The organism is Holophagales bacterium, assembly GCA_016699405.1.
Lineage (GTDB): Bacteria > Acidobacteriota > Thermoanaerobaculia > Multivoradales > JAGPDF01 > JAAYLR01.
This window is the reverse complement of the sequence record CP064972.1, coordinates 114870-137643: the sequence shown is the minus strand read 5'-3', so window position 1 is coordinate 137643 and position 22774 is coordinate 114870. Positions and strand designations below refer to the sequence as shown.

At 71.3% G+C, this 22774-nt stretch carries 17 protein-coding genes; 8 read left to right on the top strand and 9 right to left on the bottom strand.

The annotated features are described in order from the left end of the window. Positions 1 to 8: 8 nt before the first annotated feature. Genes arsS through rocF form a run of 3 tightly spaced genes read right to left on the bottom strand, consistent with a single transcriptional unit; the run spans position 9 to position 2448 of the window. Entirely contained in the window at positions 9 to 1103 is a 1095-nt protein-coding gene (gene arsS / locus IPJ17_00610; protein QQR76047.1) for an arsenosugar biosynthesis radical SAM protein ArsS, read from the bottom strand. 53 nt (positions 1104 to 1156) lie between these two features. Then, the gene (locus IPJ17_00605; GenBank protein ID QQR74136.1) at positions 1157 to 1489 is read right to left on the bottom strand and encodes a carboxymuconolactone decarboxylase family protein; all 333 of its coding nucleotides are present in this window, start codon (positions 1487 to 1489) and stop codon (positions 1157 to 1159) included. A gap of 44 nt (positions 1490 to 1533) precedes the next feature. Then, positions 1534 to 2448, bottom strand: a complete 915-nt coding sequence (rocF, locus tag IPJ17_00600; GenBank protein ID QQR74135.1) for an arginase — start codon at positions 2446 to 2448, stop codon at positions 1534 to 1536. A gap of 155 nt (positions 2449 to 2603) precedes the next feature. Between rocF and IPJ17_00595 the strand changes: the two genes are divergently transcribed. The 3 genes from IPJ17_00595 (at position 2604) to IPJ17_00585 (ending at position 6538) form a co-directional block, all read left to right on the top strand. Then, entirely contained in the window at positions 2604 to 3068 is a 465-nt protein-coding gene (locus IPJ17_00595) for a MogA/MoaB family molybdenum cofactor biosynthesis protein (GenBank protein ID QQR76046.1), read from the top strand. Between the two features lie 19 nt (positions 3069 to 3087). After that, positions 3088 to 4818 carry a hypothetical protein gene (locus tag IPJ17_00590; GenBank protein QQR74134.1) on the top strand — a complete coding sequence of 577 codons (1731 nt, stop codon included), beginning with the start codon at positions 3088 to 3090 and terminating at the stop codon, positions 4816 to 4818. Positions 4819 to 4924: 106 nt separating this feature from the next. Next, on the top strand, positions 4925 to 6538 hold the full coding sequence (locus tag IPJ17_00585) for a peptidylprolyl isomerase (protein ID QQR74133.1): 1614 nt from the start codon (positions 4925 to 4927) through the stop codon (positions 6536 to 6538). 169 nt (positions 6539 to 6707) lie between these two features. On the opposite strand, the gene IPJ17_00580 is transcribed toward IPJ17_00585, so the two are convergent. From IPJ17_00580 to IPJ17_00560, 5 genes are all read right to left on the bottom strand, one after another. Next, positions 6708 to 8636, bottom strand: a complete 1929-nt coding sequence (locus IPJ17_00580; GenBank protein ID QQR74132.1) for a sulfatase-like hydrolase/transferase — start codon at positions 8634 to 8636, stop codon at positions 6708 to 6710. 71 nt (positions 8637 to 8707) lie between these two features. Then, the gene (locus tag IPJ17_00575) at positions 8708 to 9256 is read right to left on the bottom strand and encodes a proprotein convertase P-domain-containing protein (protein ID QQR74131.1); all 549 of its coding nucleotides are present in this window, start codon (positions 9254 to 9256) and stop codon (positions 8708 to 8710) included. A 432-nt stretch (positions 9257 to 9688) separates the two neighbouring features. Next, a complete protein-coding gene (locus tag IPJ17_00570; GenBank protein QQR74130.1) occupies positions 9689 to 10306 on the bottom strand; it encodes a hypothetical protein in 618 nt (205 codons plus the stop codon). Positions 10307 to 10614: 308 nt separating this feature from the next. Beyond that, entirely contained in the window at positions 10615 to 10896 is a 282-nt protein-coding gene (locus IPJ17_00565; protein QQR76045.1) for a GlsB/YeaQ/YmgE family stress response membrane protein, read from the bottom strand. A gap of 98 nt (positions 10897 to 10994) precedes the next feature. Further along, on the bottom strand, positions 10995 to 12296 hold the full coding sequence (locus IPJ17_00560) for a PP2C family protein-serine/threonine phosphatase (GenBank protein ID QQR74129.1): 1302 nt from the start codon (positions 12294 to 12296) through the stop codon (positions 10995 to 10997). A 189-nt stretch (positions 12297 to 12485) separates the two neighbouring features. Between IPJ17_00560 and IPJ17_00555 the strand changes: the two genes are divergently transcribed. The 4 genes from IPJ17_00555 (at position 12486) to IPJ17_00540 (ending at position 18449) form a co-directional block, all read left to right on the top strand. Continuing rightward, positions 12486 to 12770: a hypothetical protein gene (locus IPJ17_00555; protein QQR74128.1), complete on the top strand. Its 285-nt coding sequence runs from the start codon at positions 12486 to 12488 to the stop codon at positions 12768 to 12770. A 107-nt stretch (positions 12771 to 12877) separates the two neighbouring features. Next, positions 12878 to 13609 (top strand): isoprenylcysteine carboxylmethyltransferase family protein, encoded by a 732-nt coding sequence (locus IPJ17_00550; protein QQR74127.1) that lies wholly within the window; start codon positions 12878 to 12880, stop codon positions 13607 to 13609. A 47-nt stretch (positions 13610 to 13656) separates the two neighbouring features. Then, entirely contained in the window at positions 13657 to 16311 is a 2655-nt protein-coding gene (gene polA / locus IPJ17_00545; GenBank protein ID QQR74126.1) for a DNA polymerase I, read from the top strand. Between the two features lie 110 nt (positions 16312 to 16421). Continuing rightward, positions 16422 to 18449: a S9 family peptidase gene (locus tag IPJ17_00540; GenBank protein ID QQR74125.1), complete on the top strand. Its 2028-nt coding sequence runs from the start codon at positions 16422 to 16424 to the stop codon at positions 18447 to 18449. 80 nt (positions 18450 to 18529) lie between these two features. On the opposite strand, the gene IPJ17_00535 is transcribed toward IPJ17_00540, so the two are convergent. Further along, a complete protein-coding gene (locus IPJ17_00535) occupies positions 18530 to 20503 on the bottom strand; it encodes an SEC-C domain-containing protein (GenBank protein ID QQR74124.1) in 1974 nt (657 codons plus the stop codon). Positions 20504 to 20683: 180 nt separating this feature from the next. On the opposite strand from IPJ17_00535, the gene IPJ17_00530 reads away from it, so the two are divergent. Then, on the top strand, positions 20684 to 22447 hold the full coding sequence (locus IPJ17_00530) for an AMP-binding protein (GenBank protein ID QQR74123.1): 1764 nt from the start codon (positions 20684 to 20686) through the stop codon (positions 22445 to 22447). The last annotated feature ends 327 nt before the right edge of the window (positions 22448 to 22774 follow it).

Here is a 22774-nt window from a genome sequence, read left to right as displayed (position 1 = left end):
GAGGCGATTCAGCCGGAGCTCGTCGCTCCGCCGCAGGAGCTTCCGGCGCCGGCCGTGCAGCCGTAGCAGTGCCGGGCCGTCACGATCCGGCGCGTCGCCAGTCGCGCCGGGTCGAAGTCGCGCAGCTGCATCCCTCCGCCCGGCGGCGCGACGGGAAGATCGAGCATCTGATTGAAATCGCAGTCGAACAGACGGCCGTCCCATGAGACGGAGAGTGTGTTGCGGCACATCAGTCCGGCGACCGTGGCCGGGTTGAACGCGGCGAGCAGCAGCGCGGCGTAGCTTTCGAGGTTGCCGCTCGCCTCGAGCCAGTCGAGGTAGCGGGCGATCGGCATGTTGTTCAAGGCGATCAACCGGTCGAAGGCGACGTCGTGGTGGCGCTCGAGCGACTCGCGCCATTCCTTCTGCATCGCTCGCTGGTCGCCGGCGAGAAAGGCCCCGGCCGGGTTGGAGACCAGCGTCAGCACGCGGCGTGGATCGCCCTTCCCGTAGCCGGCGGCGTTGAGCCGCCGCAGTGCCTCGATCGAGCGCTCGAAGGTGCCGTCACCGCGCTGGGCGTCGGTATTGCGCATCCGGTGGTGGGGGAGCGAGCAGACGACCTCGACGCCGCGTTCGCCCAGCCAGGCGGGCAGATCGCGGAAGCGTGGCAGCAGGAGCACCGTCAGGTTGCAGCGGTCGATGACGTGCAGGCCGCGGCGCACGCATTCGTCGACGAGGAAGGCGAAGTGCGGGTTGAGCTCCGGTGCACCGCCGGTCAGGTCGACGGTGTGACACGGGGTCTGGTCGAGGGCGGCGAGGCAGAGCTCGACGGTGGCCCGGTCCATGTTCTCCGTCACCCGGTCGGGGCCGGCGTCGACGTGGCAATGGCGACAGGTCATGTTGCAGAGCTTGCCGAGGTTGATCTGGAAGATCTCCAGCGCGGCGGGGGTGAGCTCGGGCCAGCCGCAGGCGGCAAGGGAGCGAGCGAAGGCAGCGGGCCGCCCGTCGGCGTCGACGAGCGGCAGAGCGCCGAGGCGCCGCAACTGCTCGGCGGGCGCGGCGAGCGGCGAGCCGCGATGCACGAGGCTCGACGCGGCCTTCGGCCCGGCCGCCGTCGTCGCCAGCTCGGCCACGCCCTCGAGTCGGGCGGTTTCGCCCGCGATCGCGTCGCCGGTCCTCACATCCCTGCCTTCTTGGCGTGCTCGAGCATCTGCATCCCGTGCACCAGCGAGGCGCCGCCGCGGATCGCCACGGCGACGTGCACCGCCTCGGTCAGCTGCTCGAGATCGCAGCCCTTCTGCTGCGCGTCGTGGGTGTAGGCGTCGATGCAGTAGGGGCATTGCACCGCGTGGGCGACGGCGAGGGCGATGAGGGACTTCTCGCGCGCGGTGAGCGCCCCCTCCGCGAAGACCTTGCCGTAATAGTCGAAGAACTTGGCGGCGAGCTCGCGGCTGCCCTCGCCGATCGTGCCGAATTGCGCGAGATGCTCGGGTTTGTAGTAGTCGGACACGGGACTCTCCGTTCGGCTCGGGCGGTGCGACGGCCGGAGCGAGGTCAGAAGATCGACTTGCCGAGCAGGCTCGCGGCGAGCTCGACCATCAGGCGGGCGGTGCGGTTCTCGCGGTCGAGGATCGGATTGACCTCGACGAGATCGAGACTGGTCACCCGGCGCGCGTCGGCGAAGAGCTCCATCAGCAGGTGCGCCTCGCGGTAGGTGAGGCCGCCTGGCACCGGCGTGCCGACGCCCGGCGCGACCTCGGGGTCGAGGGCGTCGGCGTCGAGCGAGACGTGGAGCCGCGGCAGGTGGGCGAGCCGGCCGAGCGTCTCCTCGGCGATCCGCGTGATGCCGAGGCGGTCGACCTCCTTCATCGTGTAGACGGTGACCCCGGCCTCGCGCATGAGGCGCTTCTCGCCGTCGTCGAGATCGCGGATACCGATCAGCACGACGTCCTCGCCGCGCAGCTTGGGACCCGGCCAGCCGAGGTCGACGAGCCGTGGCTCGCCGCGTCCGCAGAGGGCGGCGAGCGGCATGCCGTGGATGTTGCCGGAGGGCGAAGTGGCCGGCACGTTGAAGTCGCCGTGGGCATCGACCCAGACGACACCGGTGCGTTCGCGGCGCGCACAGCCGGTGACCGAGCCGATGGCGATCGAGTGGTCGCCGCCGAGGACGATGGGGAAGACCTGGGGGTCGAGCTCGGCGAGGCGGCGGATCGTCTCCTCGCAGGCGCGCGCGATCGTCTTGAGGAAGACGAGACCCCCGTGCTCCTGGCGCCAGTCGAGGTGCAGCGACTCGACGACCGGCACCTCGACGTCGCCGAGGTCGAGCACCTCGCAGCCGAGCGACTCGAGGATCTCGTCGAGGTGGCTGTAGCGCAAGGCGCTCGGTCCCATGTCGACGCCGCGGCGCCCCTGGCCGTGGTCCATCGGAACGCCGAGTACGGCAACGGTCCTGCGAGTCGTCGAAGCCATGGGGGCGCATCCTACCAACCCGGCTCGGGTCGGTCCGGTGCGGCCGAGTTGGGGCGGGCGGCGGACCGCCGGGCTGGTACGCTCGTCGGGTGGACGAACTGCCGGACATCCCGGATCTCCATCGCCGATTCGGGAGGCGCTCGCTCGGCTTCGCCGTGATCACGGTGTCGGACCGTCGGGATGCGACGACGGATCGTGGGGGGCCGGTGGCGCGGGAGGCGATCGCCGGCGCGGGTCACACGGTCGTGCGGGCGACGATCGTCGCCGACGAGGTCGAGGCGATCCGTGCGGCGGTCGACGCCGCGGTGGACGATGCCGGCTGCGACGTGGTGGTGCTGACCGGCGGTACCGGCGTGGCGCGGCGCGACGTCACGCCGGAGGCGGTCCGGCCGCTTTTCGAGCGGGAGCTGCCCGGCTTCGGCGAGCTCTTCCGGCAGCTCTCGTTCGCCGAGATCGGCGCCGCGGCGATGCTCTCGCGCGCCACGGCCGGGACGGTGCGCGGGCGGGCGGTCTTCCTCCTGCCCGGCTCGCCGGCCGGTGTCCGTCTGGCGATGGAGCGGCTCGTCCTGCCCGAGGCGGGGCATCTCCTGGCGCAGGCGTCCGCTGCTTCGACTCCCTGAGCCGCGCCGATCGGTCATCGTGAACAGACGCCTCCTCCTCGCCCTGCCGCTCGTGGCCCTGGTCGCCCTCGTGGTCTGGGTCTTCCTGCCGACCCTCGACCACCGCTGGGCCCCGCTCGACGACGAGCTCAACTTCGTCTCCAACCCGCACTATCGAGGCCTGTCGTTCGACCATCTGCGGTGGATGGCCACCGCTCGCCACGCGGGGCACTACATCCCCCTCTCCTGGCTGACCCTGGCGGTGGACTACGAGCTTTCGGGGATGGATCCGCGCGGCTATCACCGCACGAACCTGCTGCTCCACCTGGCCAACGCCCTGTTGTTCGGGGCGTTCGCCTGGCGGCTGTTCGGAGTGCGCTCGCGGACGGCCGGGGAAGGTGCCCTTCCGGACGGGCCACGGGCCCTCGCCGCCTTCGCGACCGTGGCGGTGTTCGCCGTCCATCCGCTGCGGGTCGAGTCGGTGGCCTGGATCACCGAACGGCGCGATCTGCTCTGCGGACTGTTCGTTCTCCTCGTCCTGCACGCCTACTTGCGGGCAGCGGAAGCGACCGGCCGTCGTCGCGCCCTCGCCTTGTCGGGCGCCTGGATCGCCTTCGCGGCGGCGTTGCTTTCCAAAGGGATCGCGCTTGCCTTGCCCGTCGCCCTCCTGGCGCTCGACCTCGGCCCGCTCGCGCGGCTGGAGCCGCATCCTCGTCGTTGGCTCGAACGCCCCGCGCGCGCCGTGCTGCTCGAGAAACTGCCCTTCCTCGTGCTCTCGGCGCTCTCGGCGGGCGTCACCTTCTGGGCGGCCGCTCCGGCGTTGGCGGATCGCACGCAGGCATCCCTCGAGCATCGGTTCCTCTCGGCCGGTTACAGCCTTTCCTTCTACCTCGAGAAGACGCTCTTCCCGTTCGCGATCCCCTTCCAGGTGCCGGCCATTCATCCCTTCTCGGTGGCGAGAGACGGTGTCGTCCTCCTGCGCGGGCTCGGCTTTCTCGTCGTCTTCGCCCTGGCGCTGGCGCTGTGGCGCCGCCGGCCGGCCGTTCCGCTCGCCCTGGCCGTCTTCACGGCGTTCGTGTTGCCGGTCTCCGGTCTCTTCCAGGCCGGGCCGCAGCTCGTGGCACACCGGTATACCTACCTGGCGGCCCTTCCCCTCGCGCTGCTGGCCGGTGCCGGTCTTCACGGCGTGGCGCGCCGGCAGGGTCGCCGCGGCCTCGCCGTGCTCGTCCTGCTCACCCTTGGACTATCCGTCGCGCTCGCGACCTCGGCCCGATCTTTCGTCGCCCAGTGGCACGACGACGTCACCTTCTGCCGCGCCGCCGTCAGCGCGGCGCCGGACGCCTGGGCGCCGCGCGGTGCGTTGGCTCGCGCCTATCTTGCGCGGGGTGAGGAGGGTGCGGCGCTCGACACGCTGCGGGTCGGCCGCGAGCGCCTTCCCGACGCGTTGCTGCTCACCTACCTCGAAGCGGTCGTCCTGGCGACCAGTCCGAACGACGCGCTCCGCGACGGCGACCTCGCGCTGCAGCTCGCCCTGCGGGTGGCGCGAGGGACGCGCGACCAGGATCCGGCGGCGCTGTTCGCGCTCGCGGCGGCGAGAGCGGAGACCGGCGACCTCGCTGGAGCGCGGCGGCTTCTCGACGGGGCCTTGCTGCTCTGTCGCGCGGGACGCAAGCCCGAGTTCCTGCCGGTTCTCGAGGCGGCGTCGCGACAGCTCGCCGCGCGCGGCCTGGTGCGCCTGAGCACCGACGACTGGAGGAATACACCTCTCTGAGCGGAGAGCGCTCGCCGCGCCGTCGCCGCACGCGCTGCGGAGACGGTTGGCGGTGCCGGTATGATCGCCGCGACGCTCGATTCCAGCGGGCCGTGGAGGGGCCAGGATGAAGCTCACATCTCGAAGAACGGGGGCTGTGCTCTCCCTGGTCGCCGTCTCTCTGGCCTGCGGGCGCTCCGCGCTGCCCGCGCCCGCCGCCGGTCGCGATCCCGCGGCGGTCGTGGCGCGGTGGACGGGCGGGGAGATCCGCCGCGGGGCGATCGAGGAAGCGCTCGAGCGGCGACTCGCGGCGGTCCCCAAGCCGATCGCTCTCGAAACCCGGAAGGCGATCGTCCGCCAGGTGATCGAGCGCCGGGTCCGCGCGGCGATGCTGTTCGAGGAGGCGAAGGCGAACGGCTTCGCCGAGCGGCCAGAGGTCCTGAAGCGCGAAGTGGCTGCCGAGGAGAGCTTCCTGGCCGAGGACCTGCTGGCACGGGAGACGGCTGACGTCCGGGCGAGCGAGGCCCAGGTCGACGCGGAGGTCGCTCGGCGGTTGGCGTCCGAATCCAACGAGGAGGCCCGGAAGTTCAGCCATCTCTTTCTGCGCGCGCCGGCCTCCGACCCGGCGGGGCGTGCGCGGGCCGAGGCCCAGATGAAGGCGATCCGCCAGGAGCTCGACCGGGGCGGCAATTTCAACGAGCTTGCCGAGAAATACTCGAGCTCGGTGACCGCCCGCGGCGGGGGGCGCATCGAGTGGACGCTGCGCAGCGCGCTCGGACGCGGCGCGGCCGACGTGATCTTCGGCCTCAAGGTGGGGGAGGTCAGCGCGGTGATCCGCTCGACGGACGGGTTCCACCTCTTCCGGCTCGACGGGATTCGCCCGGGCGCCAGCGCGGACGCCGAGGCCGTTCGTCGCGACGTCCGCCGGGAGCTGGACCGCGAGGCGCGTGCCGCCGCGGCGAACGCGCGACGGCAACAAGAGCTCGACGCGCACGGCGTGGAGCTCCCGCCCTCGGAGCGGCGCGGAGGCTCCGAAGACGAGGTCGCGTCGCGGCTCGAGGCCGGGAATCGCCTGCTGGCCGCCGTGCGGCGCGCGCAGGGCCTGACGCCCGAGATCGTGGCGCGCCTCGAGGAGGTCCGTCGCCAGGCGGTGGTCGAGTCCTATCGCGAGCGGTTGAGCGAAGGGTTCGACACCGAGCCGACCGAGGCGGAGATCGAGCGCTTCCACCGGGAGCGCGGGGAGAGCGATCTCCTGTTGCGCGATTTCCAGGTCGATGTGCTGTTCTTTCCGCAGACCGCCGAGAGTGTGGCCGAGGTGTACGCGGCGGGGGAGGAGATCGTGGCGGCGCTGCGCGCCGGGGTGACGTTCGACGATCTCCTGCGCCGGAAGGTGCGTCCCGATGCCCGACTCTGCCGCGAGGTCCGCGGCGTCGACCTCGCGGCCCTGGGCCGCACGTCGATCCGGCTGCGCAAGGCGCTGCTGAGTCTCGAGCCCGGCGCGGTCTCGCCGGTGATCTACCTCGACGGGCCGCGCACCGAGGTTGCCGCTCGCACCTGTGTCCTCGACGGGCGTGGCGTCGCTTTCGTCCGTCTGCGTGGTTTCGGCACGCAGCCGCTGGCGAGCGCACGGGAGTCGATCCGGGCGGCGCTCCAGCAGGAGAAACGGGCGGCGGCAGTCGAGGCCCTGCAGACGAAGCTGATCGCCCGCTCGGGTCTCGAGATCCTGGTCCCCGAAGGGTAGCGGGCGAGGCGCCGGGGTTCGCCGGTCTCGCCGAGGCGCCGCCGCGAAGGCTGAGCGGTCGACAGGGATCGCCGCGCCACGCGATGCGGACTGTTCGGCTCGAGGCGTCGGTCCCTTCGAGCTCGGGGCGGTCGCCGGGCGGGTTCCGTTCGGACCGCCTCGTCCGGTCTCAACGTGTGGTGCCACCCCTCGCGACCCGCGCTGCGGCGACGAGATCGGCGGGTTGATCCTCGTCGCCGAGGATCCGATCGAGCTCGCGCTCGCCTTCGTCGCGGTGGCCGGAGGCGATCAGGAAACGGGCGAAGCCGAGCCGCAGCCAGCCGGCGCGGGGAGCGACGGCAATCCCCCGCCGCCACTCGGTCTCCGCTGCCACAGCGTCCCCCGCCGCGAGCAGGGCGTCGGCGAGCAGCCGACTGGCGCCACCGTCGGTCGGCGCGAGGGCGACCAGACGCCGCGCCAGCTCGACCGCGAGGTGGTGGTCGCGGCGTTGACGAGCGAGGACGACGAGCTGCGCGAGCGCCGCCACCGACTCGGGATCCTGCGCGAGCAACTGGCGATAGAGCGACTCGGCCTCGGCATTGCGGTCGCGCAGCTTGGCCAGCCGTGCCAGCCCCTCGAGCGCGGCCGCCGGAGGGATCCGCGCCTGGCCGAGGAGCGAGCGCAGGGTCGCCTCGGCCTCGTCGAAGCGACCCTCGGCGAACAGCTGATAGGCACGGTCGATCTCGCTCAGCGACGCAATGGCGTCTTTCGGATCGGTTGACGGTGCGGCCGCCGACCGGGGACCGCCGAGGTAGCCAAGGGCCGCAAGCCGGGCTTGCTCTTCCTTCTTCGGCTCGGCTGCGCGCCGCTCCGCCAGCCGTGACCGCATCGTCGTCTCGATCGCCCGAGCCGCTCGGGCGAGCGGAGCCGCCCGCGCCGCCGCGTCGCCGCTCCGGTCGACCTGCTCCCGGGGATCGTCGGCAAGCGAGTAGAGCTCGGGGCGCGGCGCGGCGATGTACTTCCACCCGGCCTCGCGAACGGCGACGAGCGTCGCCCAGCCGAGGCGGCGGTGCGGCGACTCGGAGACCGCCGCGAGCCGGCGGGGCGTGTCGGTCGAACCGAACAGGTCCCTGCCGTCGACGCCGGGAGTCGCGTCCAGGCCGGCGAGCGCCAGCACGGTCGGCGCCACGTCGGCCAGGGTGACGGGGTCGCGACGGACCTCGGCTGCCGCGAGCCTCCCCGGCAGGCGAAAGATCAGCGGCACGTGGAGCGTCGCGTCGTAGAGCAACACCCCGTGCGTCAGCTCGCCGTGCTCGCCCAGGCTCTCGCCATGGTCGGAGGCCAGCACGACGAGCGTCTGGGCGGACGCGCCGGAGCGCTCGAGCGCCGAGAGCAGGCGCGCGACCTGGGTGTCGACGAAGGCGACCTCGCCGTCGTAGGGGCGGTCGGCGTAACGGGCGCGGAAGCCCGGCGGGGGCTCGTAGGGTGCGTGCGGATCGAAGAGATGGAGCCAGAGGAAGAACGGCTTCGTCCGCTCGCGGCGCAGCCAGGCGAGGGCACGATCGACCCGCTCGTCGGCCCGGCCGGTCGCATGCAGCAGCTGGTCGAGCGCGGCATCCGCCGCCGGTCCGTCGTCGTAGCGGGCGAATCCGCGATCGAGTCCGAAGGTGCGGTGGAGAACGAAAGCCGAAACGAACGCCGCGGTGTCGTAGCCGGCGGCCGCGAAGCGCTCGGCGAGCATCGCCACCGGCGGCGCGGCGAGGGTCATGCCGTTGTCGACCACGCCGTGGTGCCAGGGCTCGACGCCGGAGAGGAGGGTCCAGTGCGCCGGGAGGGTCAGCGGAACCGGCGTGAACGCCTGCGTGAAGCGGACGCCCGACGTGGCGAGGGCGTCGATCGCCGGGGTCTCGACCTGCGTCGCGCCATAGCAGCCGAGCCGGTCGGGGCGCAGCGTGTCGACCGACACCAGCACGACGTTGGTCGGCGTGCGTCGGGTGGCGGGCGAGCAACCCGGGAGGAGGAGCGCCGCGAAGAGGAGCGAACAAGCCCCCGCGGAGCACCTCCGGTCGATCCTCGAGAGGATGTGGCGCATGGCGTCGGCGACCGCGTGACCAGACACAAAAGGCCTCCGGCACAACGAGCCGGAGGCCTCGCGGGCTTGCCTGAGGCGCGGCAGCGCCCCGGCGGACGTCAGTCGATCGTGAAGCTCTGCAGCTCGACCGGGAGCGGCGCCGCGCCGTCGAGGGTGAGCGACCACGAGTTCAACGTTCCGGTGATGATCGAGGAGTCGTCGCCCACGGTGAGCGTCCAGGTGCCGCCCGACGCCGTGGTGTCGAAGGCGTTCATCGTGCCGGCGGCCGGCGACTGGAACGATCCGGTGAAGGGGGCGCCGGTGGTTCCCGCGCACGGGAAGGCCCCGGCATCCTCGTCGATCGTCGTGTTGGTGAAGTTGTCCGCACTGCCGCCGCAGTTCTGCACCAGGAGCTGGATCGGGGCCGCCGGGCCGGTCAGGCTGACGACGACGTCGGAGTCCCAGGCGTGGGAGATGTCGAACGTCAGGTTGGCGTCGATGATCGTGCCGTTGACCGTGAAATTCAGCGTACTGGTGGTGCTGCTGTTGTCGGGAATCGCCTTGGGCACGTCGGTGCTCGACTGGGTGACTGCAGCGAAGAGCTGCGCGGCACCGAGGGCAACCATTGCGATCGTCAATCCCTGGACAGCGAGCCGGCGGATTTCCATGGCGAGCATTCCTCCTGGTCGATTTTCGAGCGATTCTGTCGCAAGTCCTGTTCGGCGGCAAGGCCGCGGTGCGGCCTGGGCCGCCTTCCCGAGCGACAGGGTTGGGCGGGCTCCGGCGATCGGTCCGGTCCTGGCCCCGCCGCGAGTCCTTCCCGCGACCGCGGAGGATCCCCTGCGCGAGCAGTAGCAGGACCGCCCCGCAGGTGGCGATCAACAGGCTGCGCACGTCGAAGCCGGAAATCCCACCGAAGTCGAGGAGGGTGGCGGCGAGGCCGCCGAGCGGGCGACCGCCCGGCAGCGCCGTCCTGGTGGTGAACCGCCTTGCTCTGCCGAGGCCAGGACTCCTCGTCGCTCAGGCGCGCCATCCTGGCTCCCGGGCACTCCCGACGTTGGCCGGTCGCCGTCGGTTGTCGGGCGTCGCGCCGAGGCTCCTCACTCCATCGAGTCGGCCAGCAGCAGCGCTGTGGAGATCGCGAGCAGGTCGAGGCGCTCCTCGGCGCTGAGGGTGTTGGCGAGGACGAAGCGCCCCTTGTTCAGCACCTCGACGGCACCGACCGCCTTCCCGTCGCGCTTGAAGAGGAATCCCACCGGGGTTGGCAGCGCAATTGGCGTGCCTTCGACGCGACGGCTGGCCTCGACAGCGACGATCGGCCCCCGCTCGTCGCTCAAGGTGCCGCGGCCGAAGGAGACGAGCAGGTCGCGCGGAGCGCCGGCGGGGGAAGTGAAGCGGCAGCGCAGCTCTTGGTCCCAGGGCAGATCGAGGTCGGTCTCCGAATGGCGCCCAGCGACCTTGAGTCCGCGACTCTCGGAGCTCTCGATGCAATCGACGGGAAGGCGCCCCGACCGGGGATCCGCGAGCTCGAAGCTGAACTTGCGCCAGGTCTTCTCCCTGAAGACGGCGAGCGCTCCCTGGCCCACGGCGAGTTGCGTCCGCTCCGACCAGCCGGCGCGGTACTGCATGACCTCGTTGTCCCCGAACACCAGGAAGTGGTCGACCGGTCGAGCCGGCAGGGTGAAGGAACGCCGCTGGGTGACCCGGAGGTCCTCCACCTCCTGCTGGAGCCTCGGACGGCAGGGCGAGTCGAATGGCCTTGGCTTCGAGGACAGGGGTCAGGGCGAAGGCGGTCACGACGACGGTGGGCCAGATGGCGCGGGCGACCGCCGGGGCGCGGTGACGGGAGGGAGCGGCGGACATCGGATCTTCCTTTCTCGAGGGCGCCTCGTCGACGCCGCTCTCTGCAAGGGCAAGAGCCATGCCGGGGGGGACTGCGCCTTCAGAGGCTCGTTCGTCCTCCTTGCAGGACGCCGCTGCACCGGTCCGTTGACGAACCCAGGTGGCGACGGGGAGGCGTCGGGGATCAGCGCTTTCGCGACGCGGCGGGCTTCCCGCCGGCGAGCCGCGCGATCCCCAGGACGAGCAGGAGGAGGACCGCCCCGAAGGTGGCGATCAGCAGGCTGCGCACGTCGAAGCCGGAGATCCCGCCGAAGTCGAGGAGGGTGGCGGCGAGGCCGCCGAGGACGGCACCGGCGACGCCGACGGCGATGGTGGCGAGGCAGCCGAGCGGGCGACCGCCCGGCAGGAGATAGCGGGCCACCGCGCCGGCGAGCAGGCCCATGGCGATCCAGGACAGGAGCCCCATCGCGCCGAATCCGCTGAGCAGTGCCGAACCGATTCCTTCCATCGGAGTCCTCCCGACTGCACGAGGAGTCTAGCCGCTCGCCCGCCGGCGCGCAGCCGTCACCGCCGACGCACGAGGATGAGCGTCTGGTCGTCGGGTGGCGGTGCGCCGTCGCCGAAGTCGTCGGCTGCGGCGAGCACCGCGTCGGCAACCTCCTCGATCGGCTTGCCGGCGTGCCGCCGCAAGGTGGCGATCAGGCGATCGACGCCGAACTCCTCGTCGTCGGGGCGCCGCACCTCGGTGATCCCGTCGGTGTAGAGCGCCAGCAGATCGCCGGCCTCGAGGCGCTCGAAGTGGCGCTGCCAATGCCGTGGCTGGCGCCGGTCGAGCCCGAGCAGGGGGCCGGAGGAGCGCAGCTTCTCGAGCCGCTTGCCGTTCCTGCCGAGCAGGATCGCCGGCGGATGGCCGGCGTTGATGTAGATGAGATGTCCGTCGCGGTCGATCTCGGCGAAGAAGAGCGAGACGTAGCGGCCGGCCGGCGAGCTGCCGGCAAGAACGCGCGAGAGCTTCTCGACCGTGGCGACCATCTTGAGCTGAGTATCCATCCCCATGCGCAGTCCGACGATCACGTCGCGCGCCTGAAGGGCCGCCGGCAGTCCGTGGCCGGTGGCGTCGGCGATGCAGACGGCGAACGAATCGGGCGGCAGGATCGCCAGGTCGTAGACGTCGCCACCCACCACTTCCGCCGGGCGGATCCGCACCGCGAGCTCGAAGCCCGGGAGCGCCGGGAGTTGGCGCGGCAGCAGCGAGGTCTGCACCGCCCGTGCCTGTTCCAGCAACTCGCGGAACTGCTGCCGCTCGAGGTGCGAGTCGGCGAGCGAGCGGAGCGCCGTGAGCGCGTTCTGCACCTCGGCCGTCGAGATCGGCTCGCGCAGCGTGAAGGAGAGAAGCATCTCGCGCTGTGGCCCAAGGGCGAGCTTGGCGAGCGCGTGGGTCCCCGCCGTGCGTTCGATCCACTCGTCGTGGCGCGAGTCGCCGCGGCGGACGATCGCCCAGCCCTCGCGCAGCGCTTCGGCGACGACGGGATGTCCCGCCGGGATGCGGTAGCCGAGCTCGACCGGGCCGGCGAGGCCGCCCTTCTCGATCAACTCGAGCTCCTCTCCGGCGACCCGGTAGAGGCGGACGCCGAGGATCGGCGACGACTTCGGACGCTCTTCGAGCAGCGCTCGGAAGAGCTGACGCGCCAGCCCTTCGGCGTCCATCGGCGAATGCCCGCCGAAGGCAAGGCTGCGGAAGCGACGGTAGACGCCGTAGAGCGGCAGGGCGCGCGGATCGCGCCCCCGCCGGGGGCGTCCGGGACGGTCCGCGCGCTGGGCGTCGGACGAGGGATCGGCAGACGAACGGGGGATTTCGGAAGTCATGGCTCGTGGGACCAGCGACGGCCGGCGACGGGACCTCCGGCGTCGACAGTGTATCGCCCTGCTGTCGCCTCCGGTGTGACCGGCGGGTAACGGCCGACCGGGAATGTCGGACGCGTCGGCGGACGCCGAAGGTCGCTCGTGGAAACCGCGCGCGTCGCGCTGCGTAGGATGGAATCGGAGGACACGACGATGGTCGAGCTGCTTGCTCTCGGTTTCGTGGTCGCGGTGGTCGGTGGCGTACTCCTGCTGGTCGGACTGGCGCTCAAGGCGGTCGGGCTGGTGCTGCGGCTCGTCCTGGGGCTCCTCTTCGGCCTGTTGCTCGTGCCGGTGCTGGCGGTGGCCGGGGTGGCGACGGTCGTCGCGCTGGGGATCGCGGCCGTGGTGGTGCTCACCGTCGGTCTCGCCGTCTTCGGTCTGCCGGCGCTCGTCGTCGGCGGGTTCGCCTGGCTGGTGGCGCGCGCCGCGCGGGCCTGATCGGCGCCGTCGAAACCGCGGATTGACCGGATGGCTCCGCCGCGACCGCGAGCCCCGGTTTCGCGATGGGATCTCGGTCCGGCCCGCTGGGGCAGAATGGTCCCACGATGCGGCTCGACTATCTCGCCTTCGGACTGGTCGGGTACCTGGCGGGGATGGTTCCCATGGTCTACCTCGCCGGCTTCCTGGCCGCGGTCGTCGTCCCGAAAAGCGTGGACAGCGGGTTCGCCGGTGCGGTGGGTCCTGCTTGCGCCATCGATCTCGCGCTGCTCGTCGGTTTCGGTCTGGTGCACAGCCTGCTGGCGCGGGAAGAGACGAAGGCGCAGATCGTGGCGCGTTTCCCGGCCGGGCTCGAGCGCAGCCTGTATTCGCTGGTCGCGGGGACGCAGATCGCACTCCTTTGCTGGTTGTGGCGCCCGATCCCGTCGCCGGTTTGGAGTGTGCCGGGGCAATGGGCGTTGCTGCGCCTCGTGCTCTGGGCGATCCAGGGTGCCGGATGGGGGCTCGTCCTCCTCTCCCTGCTGACGATCCGTCACGCTCACCTCTTCGGTCTCCGGCAGGCCTGGTCGGCGGCGCGCGGTGTCCCGGACGAGGCGCTTCCCTTCGAGAGTCGTGGCGTCTACCGGTGGATCCGCCACCCCATCTACGCGGGGACGATCGTTGCCTTCTGGGCGACGCCGGAGATGAGCCGCGGACGCCTGCTGCTGGTCGGTGTGCTGACGGCCTACCTCTTCATCGGCCTGGCCTTCGAGGAGCGCGACCTCGATCGGACCTTCGGTGAGGCCTATCGCCGCCACCGGCGGGCGGTGCCGGGGTTCATTCCGCGCTTCCGCGGGTAGGGCCGGCTGGCGCCGGCGCCGGGCAGCCTCGCCCGTAGAATGCGCCCATGGCCTCCTCCCGCCCGCGGCTCTACCTCATCGACGGCTTCTCCAACATCTTCCGGGCGTTCTACGCCATCCGCAACCTCTCGAGCTCGCGTGGCGAGCCGACGAACGCCGTCTACGGGTTCGTCCAGATGTTGCGCAAGCTGCTGCGCGACGAGAACCCCGAGCTCGTCGGCGTGGCGCTCGATGTCTCCGACCGGACCGTGCGCACCGAGCGCTACGCCGAGTACAAGGCGAATCGCGCGCCGATGCCGGAGGATCTCAAGCCACAGATCCCGTGGATCCGCGAAGCGATCTCGGCCTTCCGCATCCCGATCCTCGAGCTGGAGAACTACGAAGCGGACGACGTGCTCGGCACGCTGGCGAAGAAGGCTGCCGGCGAGGGGTACGAGGTCGTGCTGGTGTCGGCGGACAAGGACCTGATGCAACTCGTCGGTGACGGCGTCTCGGTCTTTCACACGGGTCGCAACAAGCTCTACGACCGCGCCGCGGTGTGCGAGGAGTGGGGCGTGCCGCCGGAGCGCGTCGTCGACGTCCTGGCGCTGATGGGCGATGCCGTCGACAACGTCCCCGGCGTGCCGGGCATCGGCGACAAGGGGGCCAAGCAGCTCGTCGCCGAGCTCGGCACGGTCGAGGAGCTGCTCGAACGCACCGCCGAGATCAAGCGCAAGGCGTATCGCGAGGGGCTCGAACAGCACCGCGAGCAGGCGCTGCTCTCCAAAGAGCTGGTCACCATCCACACCGATCTGCCGGTACCGTTCGATGCCGAGGCGCTGCGCCACGATCCGCCCGATCTCGAGGCGTTGCGCAAGCTCTGCGCGGCGCTCGATTTTCACACCCTGCTCGCCGAGCTGTCGGCGACGGCACCCGGGAGCCCCGCGCCGGAGGCCTCGCCGGCGCTGCCACCTGCGGCCCGACGGCTGGAGAGCGCCGGCGAGCTCGCGGCGGCGCTCGGCGTCGAGTCCGGCGAGCTCGTCGTGGCCAGGCTCGGCGGCGATCGACCGCTCGGCCTGGCGCTCCTCCGTCCTGGCGGCGAGGCGCTGTTCGTCGATTTCCGCCTCCCGGGTCTCGAGCAGGCAGCGCTCGCGCTCCTCGCTCGTCTGCTCGCCGACGACGAGCGCGAGCTCGTCGGCCACGACCTCAAGGAGGTGCTCCGCCTGTCGCCGGACGGTGAACGGGCCCGCTGTCGGCTCTTCGACCTGATGCTGGTCTCCTACCTGCTCGAGCCGTCGGTGCATGGCCACACCTTGGCCGAGATCGCCACCCAGCGTCTGGGTCGCGCGCCGATCGGCGAACGGGAGGCCGGATGGGACAAGGGACTCGAGCCGCCGGTCGGCGATCCGCGACTCGCCGCCTTCGCTGGCGAACGGGTCAACCTCGTCGCGCGGTTGGCCGAGCCGATGCGCACCGAGCTCGGATCGGCGGCACTCGCCCGGGTCTACCGCGAGATCGAGGCGCCGCTCGTTCCGGTGCTGGTGGGGATGGAGCAGGCCGGCATCGGCCTCGACGTCGCCCTGCTCGGGGAGATGTCGCGCGAAATGGGTGCCGAGCTCGCGGCGCTCGAGGGGGAGATTCACGCTCTGGCGGGCGAGCCGTTCAACCTCAACTCGCCGCTTCAACTCGGTGCCATCCTGTTCGAGAAGCTGGGCTATGCCGGAGGGCGGAAGACCAAGAAGACGAAGAGCTGGTCGACCGATGCCGAAACGCTCGAGGCGCTGGCGGCCAAGGGCTACGCCCTGCCGCAGAAGCTGCTGCGCTACCGCGAGCTGACCAAGCTCAAGTCGACCTACGTCGACGCGCTGCCGACGATGGTCGGGCCGGACGGGCGGATCCACACCCGCTACCAGCAGGCGGTGGCGGCCACCGGCCGCCTCTCCTCGGTGAACCCGAACCTGCAGAACATTCCCGTCCGCACCGAGGCGGGGCATCGCATCCGCAAGGCGTTCCGGGCCGCTCCCGGGATGCGCCTCCTGGTGGCCGACTACAGCCAGATCGAGCTGCGCGTCCTCGCCCACATCGCCGCCGAGCCGGCGCTCGTCGAGGCGTTCCGGCGCGGCGAGGACATCCACCGCACCACCGCCGCCTCGGTGCTCGGGGTCGACCCCGGGCTGGTGAGCGCCGAGCAGCGCCGGGCCGCCAAGACGATCAACTTCGGCCTGATCTACGGCATGAGCGCCTTCGGGCTCGCCGCGGCGCTCGGAGTCTCGAACAAGGAGGCCGAGCAGTTCATCGCCGCCTACTTCGCGCGCTTCGGCAGGGTGCAGGACTACATGCAGGAGACCCTGCGGCTGGCCGAACGCGACGGTCGCGTCGAGACGCTCGCCGGCCGCGTGCGCTACCTGCCGGACATCCACAGCAAGAACTGGAACCTGCGCGAGAACGCCCGGCGCATGGCGATCAACGCGCGCATCCAGGGGACGGCGGCCGATCTGCTGAAGAAGGCGATGCTCGCCGTCGACCGCCGCCTGCGGGCGGAGCACGCCGGGGCGAGGCTGCTGCTCTCGGTGCACGACGAGCTGGTGCTCGAGGTCCCCGCCGACGCGCTCGAGCCGATCGCCGCGCTCGTCCGCCAGGAGATGGAGGGGGCCGAGCGGCTGGCGGTCCCGCTGGTGGTCGACGTCGGCACCGGCGAGACCTGGTACGACGCCAAGAACTGATGTCCGGTCGTGCGGCGGACGCCCGCCCGGGCCTGAACTTTTCCCCCGCCGAGGGCGTAGAAAGGGAGACGGCCTCGACGGGCCGGCGAATCCCCATGGAGATCGATGCGATGAGGAGAGCACTGACAGTGGCTGGACTTCTGCTGGCCGGCGCAGCCGGTCTGTTGGGCGCGACGGCGCGGGCGGCCAGCGCTGCCGACGCCCCGTTGATTCCGCGCGAGGTGCTGTTCGGCAACCCCGAGCGGGCCGGTCTGACGGTGAGCCCGGACGGCAAGCAGCTCGCCTGGCGGGCGCCGGTCGACGGGGTGATGAACGTCTGGGTGGCGCCGGTCGGCGACCTCAAGGCGGCGCGCGCGGTGACCAAGGACAAGAGCCGCGGCGTGCGGATCTACTTCTGGGCCTACTCGAGCCAGCACATCGTCTACCTGCAGGACCGCGGCGGCGACGAGAACTGGCGGATCTACGTGGTCGACCTCAAGAGCGGCGAGGAGAAGGACCTCACGCCGCTCGACAAGGTGCAGGCGCGGATCGAACAGGTCTCGCCGAAGTTCCCCGACGAGATCCTCGTGGCGCTCAACGACCGCGTGCCGCAGCTCCACGACATCTACCGCGTGAACCTGAAGTCCGGCGAGCGCAAGCTGGTGCAGCAGAACGAGGGCTTCGTCGGCTTCACCACCGACGACGACTACAAGGTTCGCCTGGCGGCGCGCTACCTGCCCGACGGCGGCCTCGAGATGCTCAAGGCGGGCGAGGGCGGCTTCGTGCCGTTCGCCCAGGTGCCGGCGGCCGACTCGCTGACCACCAACGCCCTCGGCTTCGACAAGAGCGGCCAGGTGCTCTACATGCTCGACAGCCGCGATCGCGACACCGCGGCGCTGACCAAGGTCGATCTGGCGAGCGGCAAGAGCGAGCTGGTCTTCGCCGACTCGAAGGCCGACGTGGCCAACGTGCTCGTCCACCCGACGGAGAAGACGCTGCAGGCGGTCTCCTCGAGCTACCTGCGCGAGGAGTGGAAGGTCCTCGACCCGGCGATCGAGGCGGACTTCGCGGCCCTCGCGAAGGCGGCGCGCGGCGATTTCGAGATCACCGGCCGTTCGCTCGACGACAAGGTCTGGACGGTGGCCTACGTGCAGGACGCCGGGCCGGTGACCTACTACCTCTACGATCGGCCGACGCGCAAGGCGACCTACCTGTTCACCGGGCGCCCGGCGCTCGAAGGCAAGGCACTCATGCCGATGCATCCGCGGGCGATCAAGGCGCGGGACGGGCTCGAGCTGGTCAGCTACCTGACGCTCCCCGCCGGCTCCGACCCGGACGGCGACGGCAAGCCGGCCGCGGCCTCGCCGATGGTGCTCTTCGTCCACGGCGGCCCCTGGGCGCGCGACGAGTGGGGCTACAACCCGTACCACCAGTGGCTCGCCAACCGCGGCTATGCCGTGTTTTCGGTCAACTTCCGCGGCTCGACCGGCTTCGGCAAGAAGTTCCTGAACGCCGGAAACCGCGAGTGGGCGGCGAAGATGCACGACGACCTGATCGACGCCGTCGACTGGGCGGTGGCCCAGAAGATCGCCGACCCGACGAAGGTGGCGATCATGGGCGGCAGCTACGGTGGCTATGCGACGCTCGTCGGCCTGACCTTCACGCCGGAGAAGTTCGCCGCCGGAGTCGACATCGTCGGACCGTCGAACCTGGTGACGCTGCTCGAGTCGATCCCGCCCTACTGGGCGCCGATCCTCGCGGTCTTCGAGCAGCGGATGGGCGAGATGAAGACGGACGAGGGCAAGAAGTTCCTGCACTCGCGCTCGCCGCTCTTCAAGGCCGGCGAGATCAAGCGTCCGCTGTTGATCGGCCAGGGTGCCAACGACCCGCGCGTCAAGCAGGCCGAGTCCGACCAGATCGTCAAGGCGCTCGAGGCGAAGAAGATCCCGGTGACCTACGTCCTCTTCCCCGACGAGGGTCACGGCTTCGCGCGGCCGGAGAACAACAAGGCGTTCAACGCGGTGGCCGAGGCGTTCCTCGCCCAGCACCTCGGAGGTCGCTACGAGCCGATCGGTCAGGACTTCACCGGCTCCTCGATCTCCGTGCCCGCCGGCGCCGCCGGCGTGCCGGGAGTCGCCGCGGCGCTTCCCAAGAAGTAGTCGGTCGAGCGAGCCGCGACGACCAGGGCCGTGGGGCGGATCGCCTCACGGCCCTTGCTTTTCGTCGCGATCCCGTGTGGTCAGGCCCGCGGCTGACTGCGGCTGCGTAGCCAGTCGAGGGCGTCGGCGGGCACCTGCCAGAGCTCGCGCACCTCTTCGGCGTAGTACCAGGCTTCGAGCGGACTGCCGCGCTCGACGGTGGGGCCGCCGAGATCGGCGTCGTCCTCGTCGTCGAGGTCGCCATCCGCCGCGCTGCGCTCGTCGTCGTCGCCTTCGGCCGCGTCGTGCTGGTGGCCGCAATGCGGGCCGTGGACGTGTTCCTCTGCGACCTCCGGCGGCTCGTCGGTGGGCTCGAGCAGGGCGCCCGGGACGTGCGGCTGGGCGGCGAGGGCGGTGTCGAGCGCTGTCTCGGCCTCGCCCCGCCGTCCGAGACGCAGGAGAGCGAGCACCCTGCCGTAGCGGATTTCGGGCAGCTCGTCGTCCGGGAGCGGATCGGTGAGCGCCAGCGCGGCCGCATCCTCGCCGCGGCGAAGGTGCAGCGTGGCGAGATCACCGCGCATCTCGTGGTCGTCGCTCGGATTGATCGCGAGATAGCGCTCCATCGCCGCGGCGGCCTCGTCGAGCTTCTCCGAGCGCAGGTCGAGGAAGACGGATTCGACGAGCAGGCGCAGGGCCGGGCGGTTCTCGGGCTCCGCCCAGGGGAGTCGGTGCACCGGCGCGCCGGCGAGCGCGTGGTCGAGGATCGCCGCGGCGCGGGCGAGCAGCGGCGCGAGCAGCTCGCGGTCGACCCACGGGGTCTGCGCCTGTTCGAGCGCGTCGACACCGAGCACCAGGTCCTCGAGGATCGACAGGCTGTCGGCGGCCTCGACGTGTTGCTCGAGCCAGCCCAGCCACTCGCCGGCGGTGTCGCGTTGCCACGGGTCGTCGCCCTCTCCCGGCCCCGCCTCGGTCAGCCGCGGCTTGGCGAGAGGCCAGAGATCAGCCCAGGCCTCTTCGAGCTCGAGCTGGGGGATCGACAGGGCAAAGGCGCCCTCGGCCGGGCGCTCCTCGTCGGCACGAAGCTCGACGGCCGGGAGGGGGCGGTGGCTAGCGGTCTCGGCCCAGATCTGCAGACGCTCGAGATCCTCGGGGTGGGCTCGCCCGGAGAAGAGGGCGACGGCGCGTTCGGCGTCCGCCGTCGCCGCGGCGAGGAACGGCCGCGGGGCATCCCCGGCGCGGTAGCCGCGGCGCGCCAGCCGGGCGCTCCAGTCGGCGGCGCGCTCGCGCGCTTCGTCGAGCTCGCCCTCGGCCACCAGGAGCTGCACTTCGAGTCCGCCGAGCCCCGGATGGTCCGGGACTTCGGCGGCAGCGCGTCCGAGTGCACGGCGGGCCGCCTCGAGCTCACCGTCGTCGATCGCCTGCGAGGCGAGCCGCAGTTCGAGGACGGCGCGATCGGGGCCCGTGAGATCCCGGCGCAGGCGGGCGAAGAGCGCCTCGCGCTCGTCGTCGTCGAGCGACCCGGCGGCGTCGACCAGCGGGTCGGCGATCTCCTCGAAGCGTTCGGGCAGCAGTGCCGTCTCGGCGAGGAACGGTTCGAGCAGCGCCAGGGTGGCGTCGGTGCCTCCGGCCCGCAGGAAGGCGGAGGCGATCTCGCCGAGGAGCTCGGGAGAGAGGGCCCGCGTCCGGGCGAGCGCGGCGAGCTCCTCCTCGCCCAACCGGTCGATGAGCGCCAGCCAGACGTCGAACGGCGCGAGGCCGCCCACCGCCGGCGGCTGGGCGCCGCAGCACTTCTTGTACTTGCTGCCCGAGCCACAAGGGCAGGGGCCGTTGCGCTCGGGCGCCGCCAGCGGCTCGGGGCGGAAGCCCCGGTCGGGGCGCGGCACGGCGTTCCAGACGGCGAGGGCGAGCGCGGTGGAGAAGCTCCGCAACCCGGCCGCGTCGACTTCCAACCCCAGCGCCAGGGCGGCGCGCGGTGCGCCCTCGGCGCGCATCCAGGCAAAGAACGTCTCGGGGCGAGGGTCACGCAGGATCTCACCCACGGCGTCGCTGACGAACTCGAACCAGTCGGCTTTCATGGCTGCGGCAAGCTAGCACAGGCGCCACTTGGCCGCGCCGCGGCAGGCGCAGCCGCCGCGGGGTGGCTATGATCCGGGCGCCTTTCAGGCGACGTAGAGACGACGTACGAGCGGCAGACCGCCGGAGAGCGGTCGAGGCTCGTCGCAGGGCTGCAAGCGACCGCCGAGGAGGGGGAGACGATGCGAACCGTGGGCGAGCTCTTCGAGGGGACCGTGCGGACGCACGGCGATCGGCCGGCGCTGCGGTGGAAACAGGACGGCGCCTGGCAGACCGCCACCTGGGCGGAGTACGGAGCGCGGGCGCGGCGGGTGGCCCGGGCGCTCATCGCTCTCGGGGTGGAGCCGCGGCGCGGCGTGGCGATCATGAGCTACAACCGCCCGGAGTGGCTGCTCGCCGACCTCGGCGCCATCCTCGCCGGGGCCATTCCGACGGGCATCTACACGACGAGCGCTCGCGAGCAGGTGATCTACATCGCGCGCCACTGCGAAGCCGCGGTGGTGGTGGTGGAGAACGCCGCCTACCTCGAGCTCTTCGAGTCCTTGCGCGGGGATCTGCCGCAGCTCAAGGCGATCGTCGTGATGAGCGGCGTCGCCTCCCGCGGCGACGTGCTGTCCTGGGAGGACTTCGAGGCGCGCGGCGACGGCGTGCCGGAGTCGGCGCTCGCCGAGCGTCTGGCGGCCCAGCGGCAGGACGACCCGTGCACGCTGATCTACACCTCTGGCACTACCGGTCCGCCGAAGGCGGTGATGATCTCGCACGGCAACGTCACCTTTCTTGCCGAAGTCGGCGGTCCGACGTTCGCGATCGGTCCGTCGGACCGCTTCCTGTCGTATCTGCCGCTCTCCCACATCGCCGAGCAGTGCATCTCGGTCTACATGCCGATGGTCGGCGGCTCCTGTGCCTACTTCGCCGAGAGCCTCGAGAAGCTGCCGGAGAACCTGCGCGAGGTCCGTCCGACGATCTTCTTCGGCGTGCCCCGGGTGTGGGAGAAGATCCAGGCGCGCATGCAGGCCGTCGGTGCTTCCTCCTCTTGGTTGCGCCGCCGGATCGCCGCCTGGGCGCGTGTCAAGGGGCTCGCCGGCGGCTACGCCGCGCAGCGCGGTCTGCCCCTGCCCGCTGGCTACGGCCTCGCCGAGAAGGTGGTCTTCTCGAAGGTGAAGGAGCGGCTCGGTCTCGACGCGGCGCGGGTCTGCATCACCTCGGCAGCGCCGATCTCGCTCGGCACCCTCGAGTACTTCCTCTCCCTCGGGATCGCCATCTGCGAGGTCTACGGGATGAGCGAATGCACCGGGCCGACGACCTTCTCGGTTCCCGACCGCTTGCGCACCGGCCGCGCCGGCTTTGCGATTCCGGGCACGGAGCTGAAGCTCGCCGAAGACGGTGAGGTGTGGATGCGTGGCCCGCACGTCTTCCTCGGCTACTACAAGGACGAGACGGCGACCCGCGAGACGCGCGACGCCGACGGCTGGCTTCACTCGGGCGACATCGGCGAGCTCGATGCCGACGGATTCCTGCGCATCACCGACCGCAAGAAGGAGCTGCTCATCACCTCGGGCGGCAAGAACGTCGCGCCGGCGCCGATCGAGGCGCGGCTCAAGACGATTCCCGGCATCGCCCAGGCCGTGCTGGTGGGCGACCAGCGCAACTACGTCGCGGCGCTCCTCACGCTCGATCCGGAGCGCGTCGCCGAGGTGGCGCGCCGGCTCGGCAGCCCGGCGCGCGACATCGCCGCGGCGCGCACCTGCGAGATCTTCCGCGCCTATCTCGAGCGCGAGCTCGAGAACGTCAACGCGACGGTGGCGCGTTACGAAGCGGTGCGGCGCTTCGTTGTCCTTCCGGGGGAGCTCACGATCGTCGGCGGCGAGCTCACGCCGACGATGAAGCTCAAGCGACGGGTCATCCGCGAGAAGTACGCCGCGGAGATCGAAAGCCTCTACAACTGACGACCCGCCAGCCGGCCAGCCATCGCGGCACGGCCGGCCCGATCGTTTCTCCTCTACTCTCGGTCCGATTTCTTCTCCGCGTCGTCACGGGAAAAGTGTCCGGTTTTCGCCCGCTGCGGCAGCTAGAGAGGTGTAGGCGGGAACGCTTCATCACGGAGCGCGCTCCCGGGCCTCGGAGGAGAGAAGGACATGGCGCTCATCGATCTGCTCCTGATGCTGCTCGGCCTCGATGGCGGCGACGACCCGACGGTGGTGACCGACGACGACAAGAAGGGGACCTGGGATCCGGGTGGCTGAGACGGTCGGGTGCGAGAGGCTTCGACGTCA